The following is a 16,565-nucleotide window of genomic DNA, read 5'->3' on the forward strand; positions in this document are numbered from 1 at the left end:
TGCACTTTGATTGTGTTGATCCTGTTATCCAAAATTGTAAAACAAAAGAGGGATAAAAACTAATTGAAAACAAACATGATTGTTGAACCAATAATAGAAAATGATATTCACTATCTTCGAGAATTACAACCTGATGGCTGGCCAGATATAATACCAATATTCGAACATTATCTAAATATTCCCTTTTGCAGACCAATTAAAGTTGTTATTGAAAATAAAATTGTTGGTATAGGAACTGCGATCTTATTGAATAATTCAGCCTGGTTAGCTCATATTATAGTAAATACGGAATTTAGAAGAAAAGGAATAGGAAGCTTGATAGTTCACCATTTATTGGGAAATTTTAAAAAAATTGGTTTTGAAACAATTTCATTGATTGCAACTGATATGGGATATCCGATTTATAAAAAAGCAGGTTTTAAAGAACAAACAGAATATGTTTTCTTTGAAAGAAAAGAACCGTTAAAAGATTATTATAGATCAAAAAATGTTGTTCAATATACAAACACAAATATTGAGAATATATTTTTTTTAGATAAAATTGTAACAGGCGAAGATAGAAGAGTATTGTTAAATGATAAATTAGAGAATTCTTATGTTTATCAAGAAAATGGAAAGCTAACTGGTTATTATATACCAGGATTAGGAGAAGGTTTGATTATTGCTGATAATGTAGAGGCTGGGATTGAATTAATGAAATTAAGATATTCAATCATAAACAAAGGAGTTTTACCAATTGATAATATTGAAGGTATCAAATTTCTCAAAGAAAATGGATTTTTAGAAATAAAAAGAGCGAAAAGAATGATTTTGGGAAAGGAATTTTCATGGCAACCTGGTAAAGTATTTAATAGAATAGGTGGAAATCTTGGGTAACCTGTATCTGCGAACCGTTATCTACCATTACTCATATTTTTCAATAAAAATGTAGCATAGCTACAGCTGAACTAAGCATATGGAAGTTCAAACTCTCCATTTAATTGGATAAAATATTAAACCAGTTTTAGAATTCTCAACCTGAATGCTGATATCCCCCATCAAATGGGTAGCATTTCCAGGAGACAGATCAATCGGATCTTTATTCCTGAGTTCAATTGTACCGTTTTCAACAGAAATTACTTCCATGGCGCCGAAGGTAACGCCTTTCCCGATCTCGACAATATCCTGGGACCTGAGCCATGCATATTTGAAATCTACTGCATCCGATTCAGGTAACGAGCGCATGTTGGAAATGTAAGTAACAAAGATTGGAATGCTGTAATTTGCATCCCCTGGATAGGTATAAGTATATATCTGTGGGAAAATTACATTTTCAATTATATTATTATCCTTAAAAAGTGAAAACCATCCCTGCCTTCCAGTAGCCTTTGCAGCTATTGAATTGATATAAATCTTATACCCCTCTCCAAATTTCCATGTCTCCCCTGTGACCATAGTTTTCAGTTCAGTAGCGTTTTGTTCTAAAATTATCCTCGCAAGCCTGTCTCCAGGCAAACACACATATTTTTCACCCAGCCAGCCGATTGCAGAATAATAACCATCTATGCCGGACGGAGTTATGTTGGCATGTGCATAGACATTGTACTTCAAAAGTACCGGGCTTGTTGTATATATCAGGTTATGTTTCTCTATAACCCTGTGGGTGGTATTCAATACGTTTTGATCTATTACCAGTGTTTCAGTTGAGGTATTTGTCCCAGGCTCATGCCAGAAGCCTGTAAAATTCTCCCCACTCCATCGTTTCGTAAGGTTCCCGGCACTTTCGTCAAAAGCCTTTCCTGCGAAATATTTCACAAGAGGCTTTCGTGGAGTTATGGCCATTTTAAATATTTTCTTTTCTTCAAGGTCGATTGTATAGCGGACTATTTCTCCAGGTCTATCTGGTTCTCCAATGTCCACAGTGACAACAGGCAAAAAGCCATAAAAATTCTGAAGATCGTAGGTCTCTGATGAAATTTCGGTGATATTATACTTCCTGCCCTTTAGATATGAATCATTGATTGCTATTGCTTTCGCATCCTCTTTTTCAGTATAATTTAAGGGAGGGGACTCGTATCTTTCATAACCTATGTTCCACGTTCCCATATGCAGCAGCTTCTCTTCATCTTCGCTTCTCCCCTGCAAATCCATCTTTGTGCCTTTACCGATCTTAAAGGACAATATACCGTTCCCGACCTGTAAATCTTTATATTTTGCAGCCACAAGTATGTAATAACTTCCATCAGCAGCTTTAGGACTTATATTGATCGTCAGATTGGAATACAGTAGCTTCTCGGGTACATCCCATCCTTTGATGGTTTGCTTGAAGACCAACATCTCCTTATCGGGGATTAACTCAACAACGCCGGAATTGGATTCAAAATGACCATCCGTGTGCAGCAGCAGTGTTTTATAGTCAAGGGAGATCCCAGTTCCTTTGGTGATATTGTTACCGCTTATGAAAAGTTTGAGATTAGTCGACGTTCCCCTATAAACAGGCGAGCTAATCGACTCAACGCCAATTATTACAATATTGGGGATTGTAACATTACCTTCAATTCTTTCGAGGGAGTCATAGTCTGTCAGATTGACTTTTAATATCCCGGGCTGTTGTGATACGCATCCTGATAGTATCGTAAATCCAATGGTTGAGACAAGTAGCATCGACTGAAAAATTCTGGATGGTTCACTCTCACACTTCATCCATTTCATACCTTTCACTTTTTCGAATGTCAATTTGGCCAAGTTTTCTCCTGTGATTTTGTAGTACTTTCAGGGTAGTTCTACAAATAATTTCAATGACAATCATCTACACATCTAACTCATACAAGATTTTCTTAAACTTCGAATGGATCCGTCGTTATAGCTATCCATGTAAACATTCAAATTTTTCTCTTTTATTACCGCTCACTTCTGAACCTTTCTTCCATACGGATACGGCAGTTTATAAGTCGCAAGGGATGAAGGTATCTTCATTTCAGAACTCACAAACTGGTCTACCCACGTTGCGGTTACAACCACTTTGTATCTATCTCCCATCTTGCCTTTTACCACAACAGGAGACCTTGCATATTTCTCTGTGGAAGATTCATCCTTAGCAAGCTCAATAACTACGATGGGTGAATATGTATCGGTCTGGGTATCTATTTTTGCCCCCGTCACCGGGTCGTAGGTGAAAATACGGTTCTGCCAGATCACAAGGGGTTGAGAGGAATATGGTATGTCTTCCTCACTGTGTAAAGAATATCCTCTTGTAACCGTCTTAACTGTTTTATTTGTTTCTTCATCAATTACCGAGATATTGACTGCTACACCCGGAGCATAGCCTTTTCCTCTTAGTCGCAAATAACCATAAACAGAGTGTATTTCATTGGTTCCATTTGTGCTCTTATATTTCTCAAGAAAAATCTCAATTGTCGGCTTGAGAACATTGAGTTCGATTATTCTTGAATCTGCGAATTTTCCCTGCTGGTATACCTCCACCTCGACTTTTTGTGCGCCTGGTACCTGGTATCCTATGCTAACAAGTATGATATTACTGCCCGGTTTTAATAGAACTTCTTTTTGGGGTCTATCGACTGCATTGAGAGACTTATAATTGGACATATTACTCAAATTTCCATATGCCAGAATTGTGAATCCTTTTAAACTTTCCCCTTTTTCATCTACAAATGCATTTTTCACGTTTATTGTTACATTTACATCCTCCGAAGCATTATTTTGCAGATTGATTCTAAGCTCATCCAACTGTCCTATCGCGATTTCTTTGGGCGCATCTATGTTTACAATGCTGATTTCTGAAGGTGTAAAATACCAGAATAGCACCATCCCGGATAGCAATACTGCTGCTATTATCGCTCCAGTTATCATTTTATTTCTCATTTTTCTCACCTCGCAGCTTATCAGCCAGGGCAATCTTATTGGTCAGACCATACTGCTTCTTAACCACCACTCCTCTTTTTTCAAGATCGGTCAGCATCCTTGAAACCTTTGCTTTTGAGAAATCCAGTGAAAGCACAAGTTCGTTCTGGAGCATTTCACCACCGTTGTCTGCTATTTCTTTAACCAGCTTCTTCTCATCACCCTCAAGTGCGGTTAAGACAGCATCGATCAATAACGATTCATCGTTGACATGCTCTGCAATAGCAGCAATATCCGTATGGGGAGCCGGGATTTCCACTGGTTTTTCTATTATTATCATGTCCTTAACCTCGCTTTTTCCTGCTGCAAGCAGGTTTGTGAAGATATACGAGAGCATCATGCCGCCGACTGTGGAGCCGATAACAAGAACATACGCGTCGTTCCTGGTATAAGTGTAAGGAAGTTCAAGGATTTTGAAAGACCCATCATTTATCTGGATAATTGATGGTTTTGTAGCAAGCAGCATACTTGTGACGATAACACCTGCTACCATCAGCACAGCGCCTGCCAGCACCATTGTCCCTGTTTTTCTTGAAATCATCGAACTTGCTCCTTAGCCTGAGCTATCAATTGTACCTCCTTTTAAATAAATAGATTGTATATAGAATCCCTGTTGCAAGCGTTGCGCCAAAATCCGGCGCTCTGGGAGTTGTTTTTATTGATTCGGTTATCTGTGATGTTGCTGTGATGGTTCTTCCAGACGATAGTTGTTCATTCAATGAATTCTGAATAATCAGAAGCCTGCTCCCATCAAAGAGCCACTTATGATCATATCCAGAAAAAATTCAATGGCAGGATCATTTGATAGACCTTGCCATCTTTATCATCTCTTCTCTATTGAGGGAACTGCTTGTCTGGTTCTGACCTTCGTTCTTCCAGCTCATAACGCTCAAGCTGAGGTTTCCGATCTTCCAGCCAATTATTTTTATGCCGTTCTCTTCCGAATAACGACCTTCAATTCCATTTATATCTACGATTTCTCTGGTGTCTTGCCGAGTGAATTGTTCTGTTTTCGGTTCGGTTTTTATCACTAGTGTCTCTTTAATAGTTAACTGTTCATCTTCATTTTTGTAGGAAAACGACGCCATATCGATATCGGTTGTGGCTCCTTTGAACTTTTTTCCCTCTATACTTTCGAACTTATAGCCGGAAGGAATGTACGATGGTTCGATAATCCTGAATGAGACATTCGACTGAGCATACTGGATTGCCCCTTTTATATCAATCTTAGGATCAGAATCAGAAATCCCTGTATCTGCCAGTGTCATCTGGACTTCTTCCTTCTTTACCGGCTCATTAACTTCAGTATTAGCAAATGAATTGGACTTTGTTCCTGGATTGCCAAAGCCCAGTGCAACTGCTGCAATAAGTATCCCAAGTACAGTTACAATAGATATTCCAATCAATATTGATTTCTTCATATTATCACCTCTATATTTAGAGCGCATATTTTGCGCCCAAGTCTTACTACAGATGAAACAACTAATACTTTTTATGCAAGACCACATGCTAAACGGTTGCATAAAAGTGAAACCAGTGTTCTTCGAATATCGATATTGCTGTTCACTTCAAATATTCTCTGTGACAAGCATTTACATATGGTTTAAACTGCTATTTCACAATATTACCACTTTTATTTCACTTATCAATCTTCGTCGAATGCCTCAACTCCACAGCCATGCCCTTCCCGCATCCTTTCATCTCCCATCCGCTCATGTTCGCCCTTCCGACCCCTAAAAATCTCTCGCCAATAACTATCACTTCGTCATTGGGGCGTATCTGCGGATCAGCATCCATTATTCCAGGCGCAAGGATGCTGCTGTGCGGAATGAAATCGCCTATCGTTACTCTGTAATACGGATGATCGCGAAGACGTATCCCGCCGTCAACAGTAAGTGCAAGAGCTCCATATTGGGGGATCAATGTTGCAAGCTGCTTTCCTGCAAATAACTGAAATTTGGGGAACGGTGCCCTGATAATTGCATCGTCGGGAACAAGCAGGTCGCTTGCTCCTTTTCCGAACTGGTAATCCGCAGTTGCCCGCATCATGTCAAGTTTTCCCTGCTCTGCTGTTCTTTTTCTGGTATTTTTAAGTTCAAGTCCTGAAACAGCAAGCTCAAGGCTCTTAAGAGATTCATGTGACGTTACACCAGTATCAGCCGTATAAATAAATTCAAGCCCAAGCTCGTCTGCTACGGATTCGCAAATCTCCCTGTATGCGCCATGCACATGTGCTATAATATTCCTGTACTTATTTTTTTGAAGATATTGCCGCAGGCATCCTCCCACCCATGCTCTCTCTTCAAGGTCCCAGTGACCCGTTACCGGAGTATCGTAATGCGCTGCCGGATACATCAATTCAAGTTCGCGCGGGACAACTCCCATCGGGGAAGTGATTATTACCTCATGGACAAATTTGCGGTTTTTACCAAGAGCATTTATGAATTTCTGGTGCGAGAGGGAGACCGAATACGGCTTTTTGGCTGAGCATGGAAGAAGCACAAGCGTATCAAGATCAGGCGCAGTATAGCGTTCCAATACACGCTGCGCAAATCTTCTTATCTCGACCCTGTTCAGTGATTCCGGGGTATTTGCATACAGTGTATTTGATCTCAGGATCGTAGTTCTTTTTTCAAGAAAATCATATTGCATATCCATCAAACGCAGCATTGCTGTCAGCCATGGGCGCGCCCTGCACTGTCGTTCCACATACTCGCGAAGACTTCCTGACCGGATGTGTTCGCGGACGGATCGAAGTTCTTCGCCAAGCTTCAGGGAATTATGCTGTGCCATCAGTTGGGCGCGCTCTTTTTTGGGTAATTTGAGCATTTCCTGCGGTGTTTTTGAAGAACACACTGTGCATGCGCATGGGAATTCGTGCAGCCTGTCGAGGTGGAATTCTCCTGAATTTGTAAGATAAATATCCTGGTATCCTTTGATAATAGGAAAGGTCTCATCGACCAGATCCACTCCAAGATAAAGGAGCAGTGCCAGGTTTTCAGGTGCAGCAAGGGCCGGAGCATAAAGAAGAGAGTCCGCACGGGTGTTTTCCTTTAGCCGGATGATTGAATCCACGAGCTCCCGTGCCCTGTTCTCAAGCTGCTTTGCTGTTCCGAGGACATAAAGTTCAGATTCCGGATATTCATTGGTGAATGGATGTACAACAAGGCCAGTATGAGCCCGATTTGAATTATCAAGTGGCACTTTTAGCTCTATTATAATCTCTTCTCTTGTTTGCAGGGGAAGTGATTTATGAGGAAGAATGATTATTTTGTTATCATTTTGTTCGACAGGTACAGCCCTTTTCCAGACAGAACCGGAATCGATTATCGGGCAATCCTTTTCATGAAGATTTATAATAGCAGGGGTTGACAATTCCTTTTCAAGAACGAGTTTACCTATCCTTGCTGCTGCGTCGCGATGGGTGATTTCAAATATTTTGCTCATAAGTTTCCATAGGTTTTTGCGATTTATATAAGTTCAATTAACCGCAGATGAACGCAGATAAACGCAGATTTGTTAATATTGTGCTGTTTAGGTGAGGGTTTTATTTAACTCGTTGGGTCAAGGGGTAGAGAAGTCCCCTTCCGAGAGGGAGGGGATGAATCGTGCCCCCTGGGTAAGTGCATCAGATACCGAAATAACCATATAGTTTCAAATGAATAATGGTAACTATGCAATACAAACTCGAACGCGGTGCTCATTCTGTATACACTTTACAGTATCATTTGGTTCAGGTTGTAAAGTATCGAAAAAAAGTCTTTGGTAATGAAAAGATCGTTGATCTGTTGAAACAGAAAATACATGACATCAGTACAACCTTTCATGTAGAGGTGCTGGATATTGGTTGCGACATAGATCATTTCCATATGATATTCAGGTCAAAACCTACGTTGGAAATTCCAAAGTACCTGAATGCAGTAAAAACCATAACATCCAGGGAGATAAGAAGAACATTCCCAGAGATAAAAGAGAAGTTGTGCGGTGATGCCTTTTGGTCTCCGTCGTATTTCTTAGCTACAACAGGTCAGGTAACGCTGGAACAGTTGAATAAATATGTTGAGAATCAAGGGCAAGGGGAGTAATAGTATGCAACTAACAGAAAAGATCAGGATACATCCAACACCTGAACAGGAAGAAGTATTATGGCATTTGTCTGAGCAGTGCAGGCTACTATACAATTTTGCATTGGCTGAACGAAGAAAGGAATGGGTACTCAATAACTTGAGAGATTCATTTCAGGTATTTCCATGGGGTAAAACAGAATACAAGGTAAACTACAAAAAACAGCAGAATGATCTACCCGCCATAAAAGAAAAGTACCCAAGATATTCGGTAGTATATTCGAAAGTACTACAGATGGTTTTGAGAGGGTTAGACGGGGATTATAGCTCGTTCATAGAACAGAGGGTAAACGGTGATAAGAATGCACATCCACCGGGGTTCAAAGGGAAGCCGTATTTCACTACTATGATATATAACCAATCCGGGTTCAAGATCAAAGACCAGACAATCTCATTATCCCATTTTTATAATGAGATACCTCTGGTATTCGAGTTATTGCGAACCTATAGCAGGGTATACCAGGTAACTGTATTTCAAAAAGATGGGAAATATTATCTGGGTATTGTCCACGAAGTAACAGAAAAGCCGTATGTAGACAACGGATTATATCAGGCGATTGACCTTGGGATCACAAAGACCATAACTGCTATAAACACAGAATCAAAGTTTTTTGAAGCAACAAATCCAAGACCGGATAAATACTGGAATCCAAAAGTCGATGAACTCCAGGCACGAAGAGACCATTGCATAAAAGGAAGCAAGCACTGGCACAGGCTCGATAGAGCGAAAAACAAGTTAACCCGAAAATGCAGCAACCAGATAAAAGATATTCAGCACAAACTCACAAGAAAGATGGTAGATAACACCAGAGCCAATACGATCATTATCGGAGACCTTGATGTCAAGAAAATGGCTCAATCTAAAAAGACAAAAACAAAATTACCAGTGAAGGCAAAGAAAAGTCTCAACAGATCAACTCAAAATAATGGATATTTATCTCAGTTTGTTAGGTTTCTAACCTACAAAGCAGAACTTATAGGTAAGAAAGTAATAGAAATCGATGAGCGGAAAACGTCAAAGAGGTGCTATGTATGTGGAAAAGAGCATGATATGCCTCTCTGGAAGCGTACTATGAACTGTGATTGCGGGAACGTGATTGATAGGGATAGGAACAGTTCTATCTATATCATGTTACGGTTTCTATCACAAAATGCCATGTGGACTGGCTACCAGCAATTTGTTGGTAATCTACGACAAACAGGGCTTATGGTGCCGAAACTAGCACCACAAGCATACTCGTAGGAAGCCCCAGCCCGAAAGGGGGGTAGTTCACATCTCGTGCCTGAATGGAAAAAATATTATGTCATCGAAGATATCAGGGCAACGATAATGGGGGAAAAGATCAATTCCGGAAATCTCACTGAAAGCAGAAGGGCTCAGGATGGAAATCGGAATGGAAAGCTGCTAAATTCTGATAAAATATAGGAGAAAAAGGAATATGAATAGCGAGGAACCAAACCCGGAAAAGATAATTGAGACAACATTTGCCTTTGCAACAACAAGGGTGCTAATTACGGCGATAGACCTTGAATTGTTCACACATATTGCTAAAGGGAACCATACTGTTATTGAAATTGCAAAAGCTGCATCAGCAAGCGAACGAGGTATGGAGATTATACTGAACGGGCTCACATCGCTGGATTTTCTTATAAAATCCAATGGTACATACGATCTTACCCCGCTCTCGGAGAAATTCCTCGTTAAAGGCAAACCATCATACTTCGGGGATTTTGTGCAGCATGGGGATGATCTGTGGGAGCCGTGGAGCCACCTGACCGATGCGGCTAAGAAAGGCAAACCCTTCAAGAGAATTGAAAAAGAACAGGGTCCTGAGTTCTTTGAGAGGATGGTGGTTCAAATTTTTCCGATGAGCTATCCCTGCGCAAAGGCCGCAGCAGAAGCGCTTGGTGCGGGTTCTTCATGGAAAAACCTGGATATACTTGATGTTGCTACGGGTTCAGGTGCATGGAGCATTGCATTTGCACAGGTTGATAAAGGTGCAAATGTAACAGCCCTTGATTGGCCGAATGTGCTTGAAGTAACAAAAAAGGTGGTGAATAAATTTGGTCTTGGCAAGAGATTCACCTTTTTGCCGGGGGACCTGAGAGAGGTGGATTTCGATGAGAAACAATATGACCTTGTCATACTGGGGCATATTTGCCATACAGAAGGAGCAGAGAAAACCCGCGAATTGTTTTATCGGGTTCACAGGGCGCTAAAGCATGGTGGGAAAGTTCTGATTGCTGAAATGATACCTGATGACGAACGTAAATGTGCAGTCTTTCCCTTGATGTTTGCTGCAAATATGCTTGTAAACAGCACGGAAGGTAATACTTTTACGATGGCAGAATACACAGAATGGCTTGATGATGCAGGTTTTAAGGATATGACAATTATTGATGCGCCCGGTCCATCCCCACTTATTGTGGCAAGTAAGTAACAGGTGGTTGCAGGATCAAAACTACTTTCAGGGATGGCTCAATAAGTTTAAATTGAAAAGAATGTTCCTGATGCGAAGTAATGCATTTTCGCAATCTTCTGGAGACTTTCCACCAGTAATGACGAGTTTTCCGGAACCGAACAATAAAAGAACTACTTTAGGGTCAAACTTCAGATTCAGGTCATCTCCGAGTTCAGCGGATGCCACTATATTCTGAATGACCACTTCATAATTTATTCAGGAGGTTTGAACCACAATCTATTTTTAGTATGGCAAAATATGTATTATCATGGATTTACGCCAATGCAAGAAGGGTTGTGAGGTATGCACACCATGCGAGGATTGCAAAGCGCCACAGTTCAATGTGAATTTGATGTGCGGAAGCTGCCTGCAATGTGAGACCCCACATGTCGAAATGTATGAATGGAAATAATTGAAACCTGCTCGTTGTTTTTTCTAATGAGACTAAAGAGTATCAGCCATAACATTAATTAACCCGGTAAAATATATAACTGTTGCACTATACAGGTGCATAATGGTAGAAAAGAAGGAGATACTCAGGATTTTAGATGGCTACGATAAGGAGAATATAGCTATTGCTACTGTTTGTTCACATAGCAGCCTTCAGATATTTGACGGGGCCAGGAAAGAGGGTTTCAAGACCATCGGGATAAGTGTCGGATCGCCCCCAAAATTCTATGATGCCTTCCCGAAGGGAAAGCCGGATGAATTTTTCATTGTAAAGGATTATAAGGAAATCCTTTTAAAAACAAAAGAACTTGCAGCAAAGAATGCGATCATAATCCCGCACGGGTCTTTCGTGGAATATCTTGGCCCTGAAAATTTCCAGAAGCTGCGCCTTCCCACATACGGAAACCGAAGCGTTCTTGAATGGGAATCAGACCGGGATATGAGCCGCAAATGGCTGGAATCAGCGGGAATAAAAATGCCGCGCCAGATAAAGAATCCGGAAGATATCGATTCTCCTATGATGGTCAAGTATTATGGCGCAAAAGGCGGAATGGGATTTTTTGTTGTCAAGAATTATTCTGATTTCCAGAAACGGATCAATCCTGCTGAAAAATACACCATTCAGGAATTCGTTCTCGGGACACGTTATTACATGCATTATTTCTATTCACCAATTAAGCATGATGGCTATAAGCTGAGTATTGGGTCCCTTGAACTGCTTGGCATCGACAGGCGTGTTGAATCAAATGCTGATGAGATATTCAGGATCGGTTCTCCGACTGAGCTTGCAGAAGCTGGCATATATCCGACTTTTGTAGTGACAGGAAACCTGCCTCTTATGATCCGGGAATCGCTTCTCCCCAAGATTTTCGAGATGGGGGAGAAGGTAGTGGAGAGATCACTTGAGTTGTTCGGGGGCATGATCGGGCCATTCTGTCTTGAAACTGTTGTAACAGACACACTTGAATTGAAGGTTTTTGAAATATCAGCCCGCATAGTTGCAGGGACTAATCTTTTCATTTCCGGTTCGCCATATTCGGATCTTATAGAAGAAAATTTATCCATGGGGCGGCGTATGGCTCGCGAGATAAAAGTTGCACAGGATACTGATTCGCTTCCGGAAGTAATATCATGATGCAGAAAAAAGAATATGATGTCATTATTATAGGTTCAGGACCTGCAGGGATGTTTGCAGCGTATGAGCTTGCCGAAAAGATGGATGTCCTTGTCATAGACATGGGCCGTGATATTAAAGAGCGGGAATGCAAAATGAAGCGCCGCGGCATCTGCACCCATTGCGACCCATGCGATATTATGTGCGGCGTGGGCGGCGCAGGGACATATTCTGATGGGACCCTGAACCTTCGCCCTGACGTCGGGGGGGATCTTGCCGAGCAAACAGGGGATACTGAATATGCATGGCAGCTTGTTGATTATGTGGATAAGGTATTCCTGAAATACGGAGCTCCTGACCATCTTTATATTCCTAAAGGCGACGAGGTGGAGCAACTAAAGCGAAGGGCAGCGTCTGTCGGGGCGCGGTTCATTGAAATTATCCAGAGGCATATCGGGTCTGATAATGCGCCTGTAGTTATTGCAAATTTTGAAAAGGACATGAAAGAGAAAGGCGTTGAGTTCCTGCTTGGTACGAAAGTAGAGGATCTGGTCATAGAAGAAAATACCTGCACAGGTGTTGTTCTATCGGACAGTACAAGGATCAGCTCCCGCTTTACTATCATTGCGCCCGGGAGGGTAGGCGCGAAATGGATCGATGAGATTTTGCATAAACACAAAATTGAGGCAAAATATGCTCCCATTGATGTAGGAGTAAGGGTTGAAGTCCCTTCGATAATAATGGATCCGATAACATACATAAATCATGATCCCAAATTCCACATCCAGACAAAGACATATGATGATTTTGTGAGGACTTTCTGTACTAATGAGAGGGGTTTTGTGGTAAAAGAAGAATATGAGGATTTTATCGCCACTAATGGCCATTCCATGACGAATGAGCAATCGGAGAATACGAATTTCGCTTTTCTCGTCAGGGTCGAACTCACCGAACCCATTGAGAATACAGTACGCTATGGAAGGTCTATCGCAAAGCTTGCAACAACTATCGGCGGTGGGAAACCCGTGCTCCAGAGGATGGGCGATCTGCGTCGCGGAAGGCGAACCACCCAGAGCAGGCTTAAAAAGAACCAGGTAATAAATACACTTAAAGATGTGACGCCAGGTGATATTTCCATGGCCCTGCCGCACCGCATCGTTACAGATATAAGGGAAGGGCTTGATGTATTAAATGAGATTATACCGGGTGTAGCGTCGGATTCAACACTATTATATGCCCCTGAGATAAAATTTTATTCGATGCAGGTAGTTGTTAACCGTGACATGGAATCAAGCATCAGGAATCTTTTTGCGGCCGGGGATGGTGCAGGGCTTTCAAGGGATATTGTGAATGCTGCGGCAACTGGTGTGATTGCAGGAAGGGGAATATTGAAGAAAGTTTGAGCTCTTGATCCGATAAATGATGGAGACTCCATCACCATCTTTTTATACTATTATGATCATAAGTATCATATAAGTATCATCGCATAAAAGAGTGCAATTATTATGGCCGAGTCGAGTGAGTTTGAAAAGTATTGTATTCAGACACTGGAAGTATATTTCGGGGAGTTGGCAGGTGGAATTGTAAATAATGTAAAGACGAAGAAAAGCCTGAATGATGGATCAAATATCAGCGATTATAAGGAATTTATCGACCTTCTGGAAATTAATATAAGTATACTGGCAGGAAAAAATACGGCTAACGATATTGGAAATACATTAAGGAACAAAACCCTTGATTTTGTGGAGAAAAAGAAAAAACCGGAACCTATCTTAGATGGTGATATGGAAAAAGAAATATATACTTTTTTGGATAAAAATACATTACCCACTGAACGGGATATTGCCGATTATGCTAAATACCTGACATTAAAATATGGCGGTCAGGCGAAGAATGTTGAAAAAGAAATAATTGAAAAAATTAAAGACCAGATAAAAAAAACAATCAGCTGGAACAAAATAAATGGAGAAATAAAGGATTTACTTTCAAGATTCCAGGAGCCCACTAAAACCGATATTGATGATTTTATACATTATCTTCGTCTTTCAAAACTGGTTTTTGAGGAAAATGAACTGAGAGATGAGATTGAAAAAGAAAGGCTTTACAGGAAATTCCATGGGCCGCAGGATACTGTAATGCCATCACAGATCAATGAACTTGTCAATTTGATCAAAAATACAACCAATAAAGATGCGCTCAGTAAAAAATTAGGAAAACAGGAACTAAGCTATCTTATCAAGGATGAATCCGGGGTTTCCGATAAATCAGTCTCAGAATTCATAAAGCTCATGACGCCTTCTGAAGATGATACAAGAGATACGCTTGAAGACCTTGGGCTTAAACATCTTATCAGCGATAAATAAAAAATTACTTAAACAACAATGTAAACTTAGCAGTCAATGAAACTTTCCGAATTTGACTATCATCTTCCCAAAGAACTTATCGCCCAATCTCCAATAGAACCAAGAGATGCATCTAAATTAATGGTGGTGGGGCAACAGATCGAGAACCGTTTTTTCTGCGACGTCCTGGATTACTTTGAGGCCGGAGATACCCTTGTTCTTAACGATTCAAGAGTAATACCTGCAAAACTCATGGGCAAAAAAAGTACAGGCGGTCATGTGGAAGCGCTTGTTGTCTCAAGAAATGACGCTGGTTATGAATGCATGATACGCGGGAAGAACATCCGGGAAGGTACAAAAATTAATTTTGGTGAGCTTGAAGCAACAGTGCTCCGGATCCTGGAGAAGCCCAATACAAACAGGTATCTTGTTAATTTCAATTGCAATGGGAATCTTCCTGATATTCTTGAAAAAATAGGGGAAGCGCCGCTGCCTCCTTATATCAAACAAAAACTCGATGATAAGAACCGTTACCAGACGGTCTATTCGAAAGAAAAAGGCTCAATTGCGGCGCCAACAGCCGGTCTTCATTTCACGAACGAGTTGTTGGAGAGGATAAAAGAAAAAGGTGTCAACATCGCTTATGTCACTCTTCATGTAAGCCCCGGGACTTTCACGCCAGTTCAGGCTCAGGATATAGAAAACCATATAATGGAACCTGAATATATTTCTGTCCGGAGGGAAAATGCAGATATCATCAATGGGACAACAGGAAAACTCATAGCAGCAGGAACAACAACGGTAAAGGCACTTGAGAGTTCATGCATTGATGGGAAAATAATAGAAAAAGAAGGGTTCAGTGAGCTTTTCATTTATCCATCATATCAGTTCAGGTCAAAAATCGATGCTATGATCACAAATTTCCATCTCCCGAAATCCACGCTTTTGATGCTTGTGAGCGCTTTTGCAGGCCGGGAACGCTTGATGGAGGCTTATAATAAAGCCATATCACATTCATACAGGTTTTACAGTTTCGGGGATGCAATGCTTGTTTTCAGGGAAGGGAATAAATAATATGTATAAGCTTATCCACACAGATAAAAATACAGGAGCAAGAGCAGGAAAACTCATGACAAAACATGGCATCATCAATACTCCTGCATTCATGCCCGTTGCCACAAAAGCGACCGTGAAGACCATTACAACCGATGAACTGTACGAAATGGGAACACAAGTGCTGATAAGCAATGCTTTCCACCTGTTGCTCTCTCCAGGCATGGAGGTTATTCAGAGAGGCGGCGGCCTGCACAAATTCATGAACTGGAAGGGAGGCATATTCACGGATAGCGGCGGCTTCCAGATGATACGAAAGGATTTTCCATTCAAGATCAACGATGAGGGGATTATTTATAAGAACCTGCGGGATGGGAAAAAATATTCTTATACTCCTGAAATATGTCTTATGAACCAGAAGCTGCTTGGAAGCGATGTGGCAATGATACTTGATGATTGCCCTGCTTACGGTAGTGAGTTTAAAGTTGTTGAAGCATCAATGGAAAGGACAATAAAGTGGGCAGCCATGGCCAAAAATGTGGAACAAAATCACGGACAGCTCTTTTTTGCAATACTCCAGGGCGGGACTTTTGCAGAATTGAGAAAAAGATGTGCTGAGGAACTGATCGAGATGGATTTTGACGGCTATGGGATAGGCGGCCTGTCGATTGGTGAGCCCAAGGAAATAATGAATGATGTTTTGAAGCTTAGCGTTCCTCTTGTCCCTGAAGATAAAGCGCGCTATCTTATGGGTGTGGGTTCACCGATAGAGATATTAAATGCGATCGAATCCGGCATCGATATTTTTGACAGTGCTTTCCCCACGCGAAATGCAAGGCATCAGACACTTATGACATCAAAAGGGAGCATTGATATTGCGCGGAATAAATTTGCAATGGATTTTTCACCGATAGATGAAAATTGCGGATGTTACATGTGTAAGAACTATACAAGAGCATACCTGCATCATCTTTTTAAGGAATCCGAATTGCTGGCGCTTCGGCTTGCCTCCATACATAATCTTCACTTTATTCAGTCACTAGTTATAGGGGCAAGGGAAGCGATACTGGAGGACAGTTTTTCAGAATACAGGAAGAATGTGATAGCAGGTTTTGTTTGA

At 41.1% G+C, this 16,565-nt stretch carries 17 protein-coding genes; 10 read left to right on the top strand and 7 right to left on the bottom strand.

The window, feature by feature from the left end; all coding sequences use genetic code 11:
• Positions 1-63: 63 nt before the first annotated feature.
• Positions 64-876 (top strand): GNAT family N-acetyltransferase, encoded by an 813-nt coding sequence (locus tag CL181_RS14000; RefSeq protein WP_141398919.1) that lies wholly within the window; start codon positions 64-66, stop codon positions 874-876.
• Between the two features lie 87 nt (positions 877-963).
• Here CL181_RS14000 and CL181_RS14005 read toward each other — a convergent pair whose 3' ends face one another.
• The 6 genes from CL181_RS14005 to arcS form a co-directional block, all read right to left on the bottom strand.
• Positions 964-2,724, bottom strand: a complete 1,761-nt coding sequence (locus tag CL181_RS14005) for an S-layer protein domain-containing protein (protein WP_097299937.1) — start codon at positions 2,722-2,724, stop codon at positions 964-966.
• Positions 2,725-2,886: 162 nt separating this feature from the next.
• Positions 2,887-3,861 carry a hypothetical protein gene (locus tag CL181_RS14010; protein ID WP_097299938.1) on the bottom strand — a complete coding sequence of 325 codons (975 nt, stop codon included), beginning with the start codon at positions 3,859-3,861 and terminating at the stop codon, positions 2,887-2,889.
• Complete coding sequence (locus CL181_RS14015; protein WP_097299939.1) at positions 3,851-4,441, bottom strand: hypothetical protein; 591 nt, start codon at positions 4,439-4,441, stop codon at positions 3,851-3,853. The genes CL181_RS14010 and CL181_RS14015 overlap by 11 nt, the downstream gene beginning before the upstream one ends.
• Positions 4,442-4,466: 25 nt before the next feature.
• The gene (locus CL181_RS20505) at positions 4,467-4,619 is read right to left on the bottom strand and encodes a hypothetical protein (RefSeq protein WP_176505232.1); all 153 of its coding nucleotides are present in this window, start codon (positions 4,617-4,619) and stop codon (positions 4,467-4,469) included.
• A gap of 78 nt (positions 4,620-4,697) precedes the next feature.
• On the bottom strand, positions 4,698-5,321 hold the full coding sequence (locus CL181_RS14020; protein ID WP_176505233.1) for a DUF4367 domain-containing protein: 624 nt from the start codon (positions 5,319-5,321) through the stop codon (positions 4,698-4,700).
• Between the two features lie 217 nt (positions 5,322-5,538).
• The gene (gene arcS / locus CL181_RS14025; protein WP_097299941.1) at positions 5,539-7,347 is read right to left on the bottom strand and encodes an archaeosine synthase subunit alpha; all 1,809 of its coding nucleotides are present in this window, start codon (positions 7,345-7,347) and stop codon (positions 5,539-5,541) included.
• A 218-nt stretch (positions 7,348-7,565) separates the two neighbouring features.
• On the opposite strand from arcS, the gene tnpA reads away from it, so the two are divergent.
• From tnpA to CL181_RS14040, 4 genes are read left to right on the top strand one after another with little or no spacing between them, the layout of a single operon-like run.
• A complete protein-coding gene (gene tnpA / locus CL181_RS14030) occupies positions 7,566-7,985 on the top strand; it encodes an IS200/IS605 family transposase (RefSeq protein ID WP_255251579.1) in 420 nt (139 codons plus the stop codon).
• Between the two features lie 4 nt (positions 7,986-7,989).
• Positions 7,990-9,267: an RNA-guided endonuclease TnpB family protein gene (locus tag CL181_RS14035; protein WP_097299942.1), complete on the top strand. Its 1,278-nt coding sequence runs from the start codon at positions 7,990-7,992 to the stop codon at positions 9,265-9,267.
• 36 nt (positions 9,268-9,303) lie between these two features.
• Positions 9,304-9,450, top strand: coding sequence for a hypothetical protein (locus CL181_RS20510; RefSeq protein ID WP_176505234.1), 147 nt, complete (start codon positions 9,304-9,306; stop codon positions 9,448-9,450).
• Positions 9,451-9,463: 13 nt separating this feature from the next.
• Complete coding sequence (locus CL181_RS14040; protein ID WP_097299943.1) at positions 9,464-10,465, top strand: methyltransferase; 1,002 nt, start codon at positions 9,464-9,466, stop codon at positions 10,463-10,465.
• Between the two features lie 27 nt (positions 10,466-10,492).
• On the opposite strand, the gene CL181_RS14045 is transcribed toward CL181_RS14040, so the two are convergent.
• Complete coding sequence (locus tag CL181_RS14045) at positions 10,493-10,690, bottom strand: hypothetical protein (protein ID WP_255251580.1); 198 nt, start codon at positions 10,688-10,690, stop codon at positions 10,493-10,495.
• 310 nt (positions 10,691-11,000) lie between these two features.
• Here CL181_RS14045 and CL181_RS14050 point away from each other — a divergent pair, with 310 nt between their 5' ends.
• The 5 genes from CL181_RS14050 to tgt all read left to right on the top strand — a co-directional run bounded on the left by CL181_RS14050 (position 11,001) and on the right by tgt (position 16,565).
• The gene (locus CL181_RS14050) at positions 11,001-12,071 is read left to right on the top strand and encodes a formate--phosphoribosylaminoimidazolecarboxamide ligase (RefSeq protein ID WP_097299945.1); all 1,071 of its coding nucleotides are present in this window, start codon (positions 11,001-11,003) and stop codon (positions 12,069-12,071) included.
• Positions 12,068-13,453 carry an NAD(P)/FAD-dependent oxidoreductase gene (locus tag CL181_RS14055; RefSeq protein ID WP_097299946.1) on the top strand — a complete coding sequence of 462 codons (1,386 nt, stop codon included), beginning with the start codon at positions 12,068-12,070 and terminating at the stop codon, positions 13,451-13,453. The genes CL181_RS14050 and CL181_RS14055 overlap by 4 nt, the downstream gene beginning before the upstream one ends.
• Positions 13,454-13,555: 102 nt before the next feature.
• Positions 13,556-14,413: a hypothetical protein gene (locus CL181_RS14060; RefSeq protein WP_097299947.1), complete on the top strand. Its 858-nt coding sequence runs from the start codon at positions 13,556-13,558 to the stop codon at positions 14,411-14,413.
• Positions 14,414-14,449: 36 nt separating this feature from the next.
• Positions 14,450-15,466, top strand: a complete 1,017-nt coding sequence (gene queA, locus CL181_RS14065) for a tRNA preQ1(34) S-adenosylmethionine ribosyltransferase-isomerase QueA (protein WP_097299948.1) — start codon at positions 14,450-14,452, stop codon at positions 15,464-15,466.
• Between the two features lies 1 nt (position 15,467).
• Positions 15,468-16,565, top strand: a complete 1,098-nt coding sequence (tgt, locus tag CL181_RS14070; RefSeq protein ID WP_097299949.1) for a tRNA guanosine(34) transglycosylase Tgt — start codon at positions 15,468-15,470, stop codon at positions 16,563-16,565.

Source organism: Candidatus Methanoperedens sp. BLZ2 (assembly GCF_002487355.1).
GTDB lineage: Archaea > Halobacteriota > Methanosarcinia > Methanosarcinales > Methanoperedenaceae > Methanoperedens.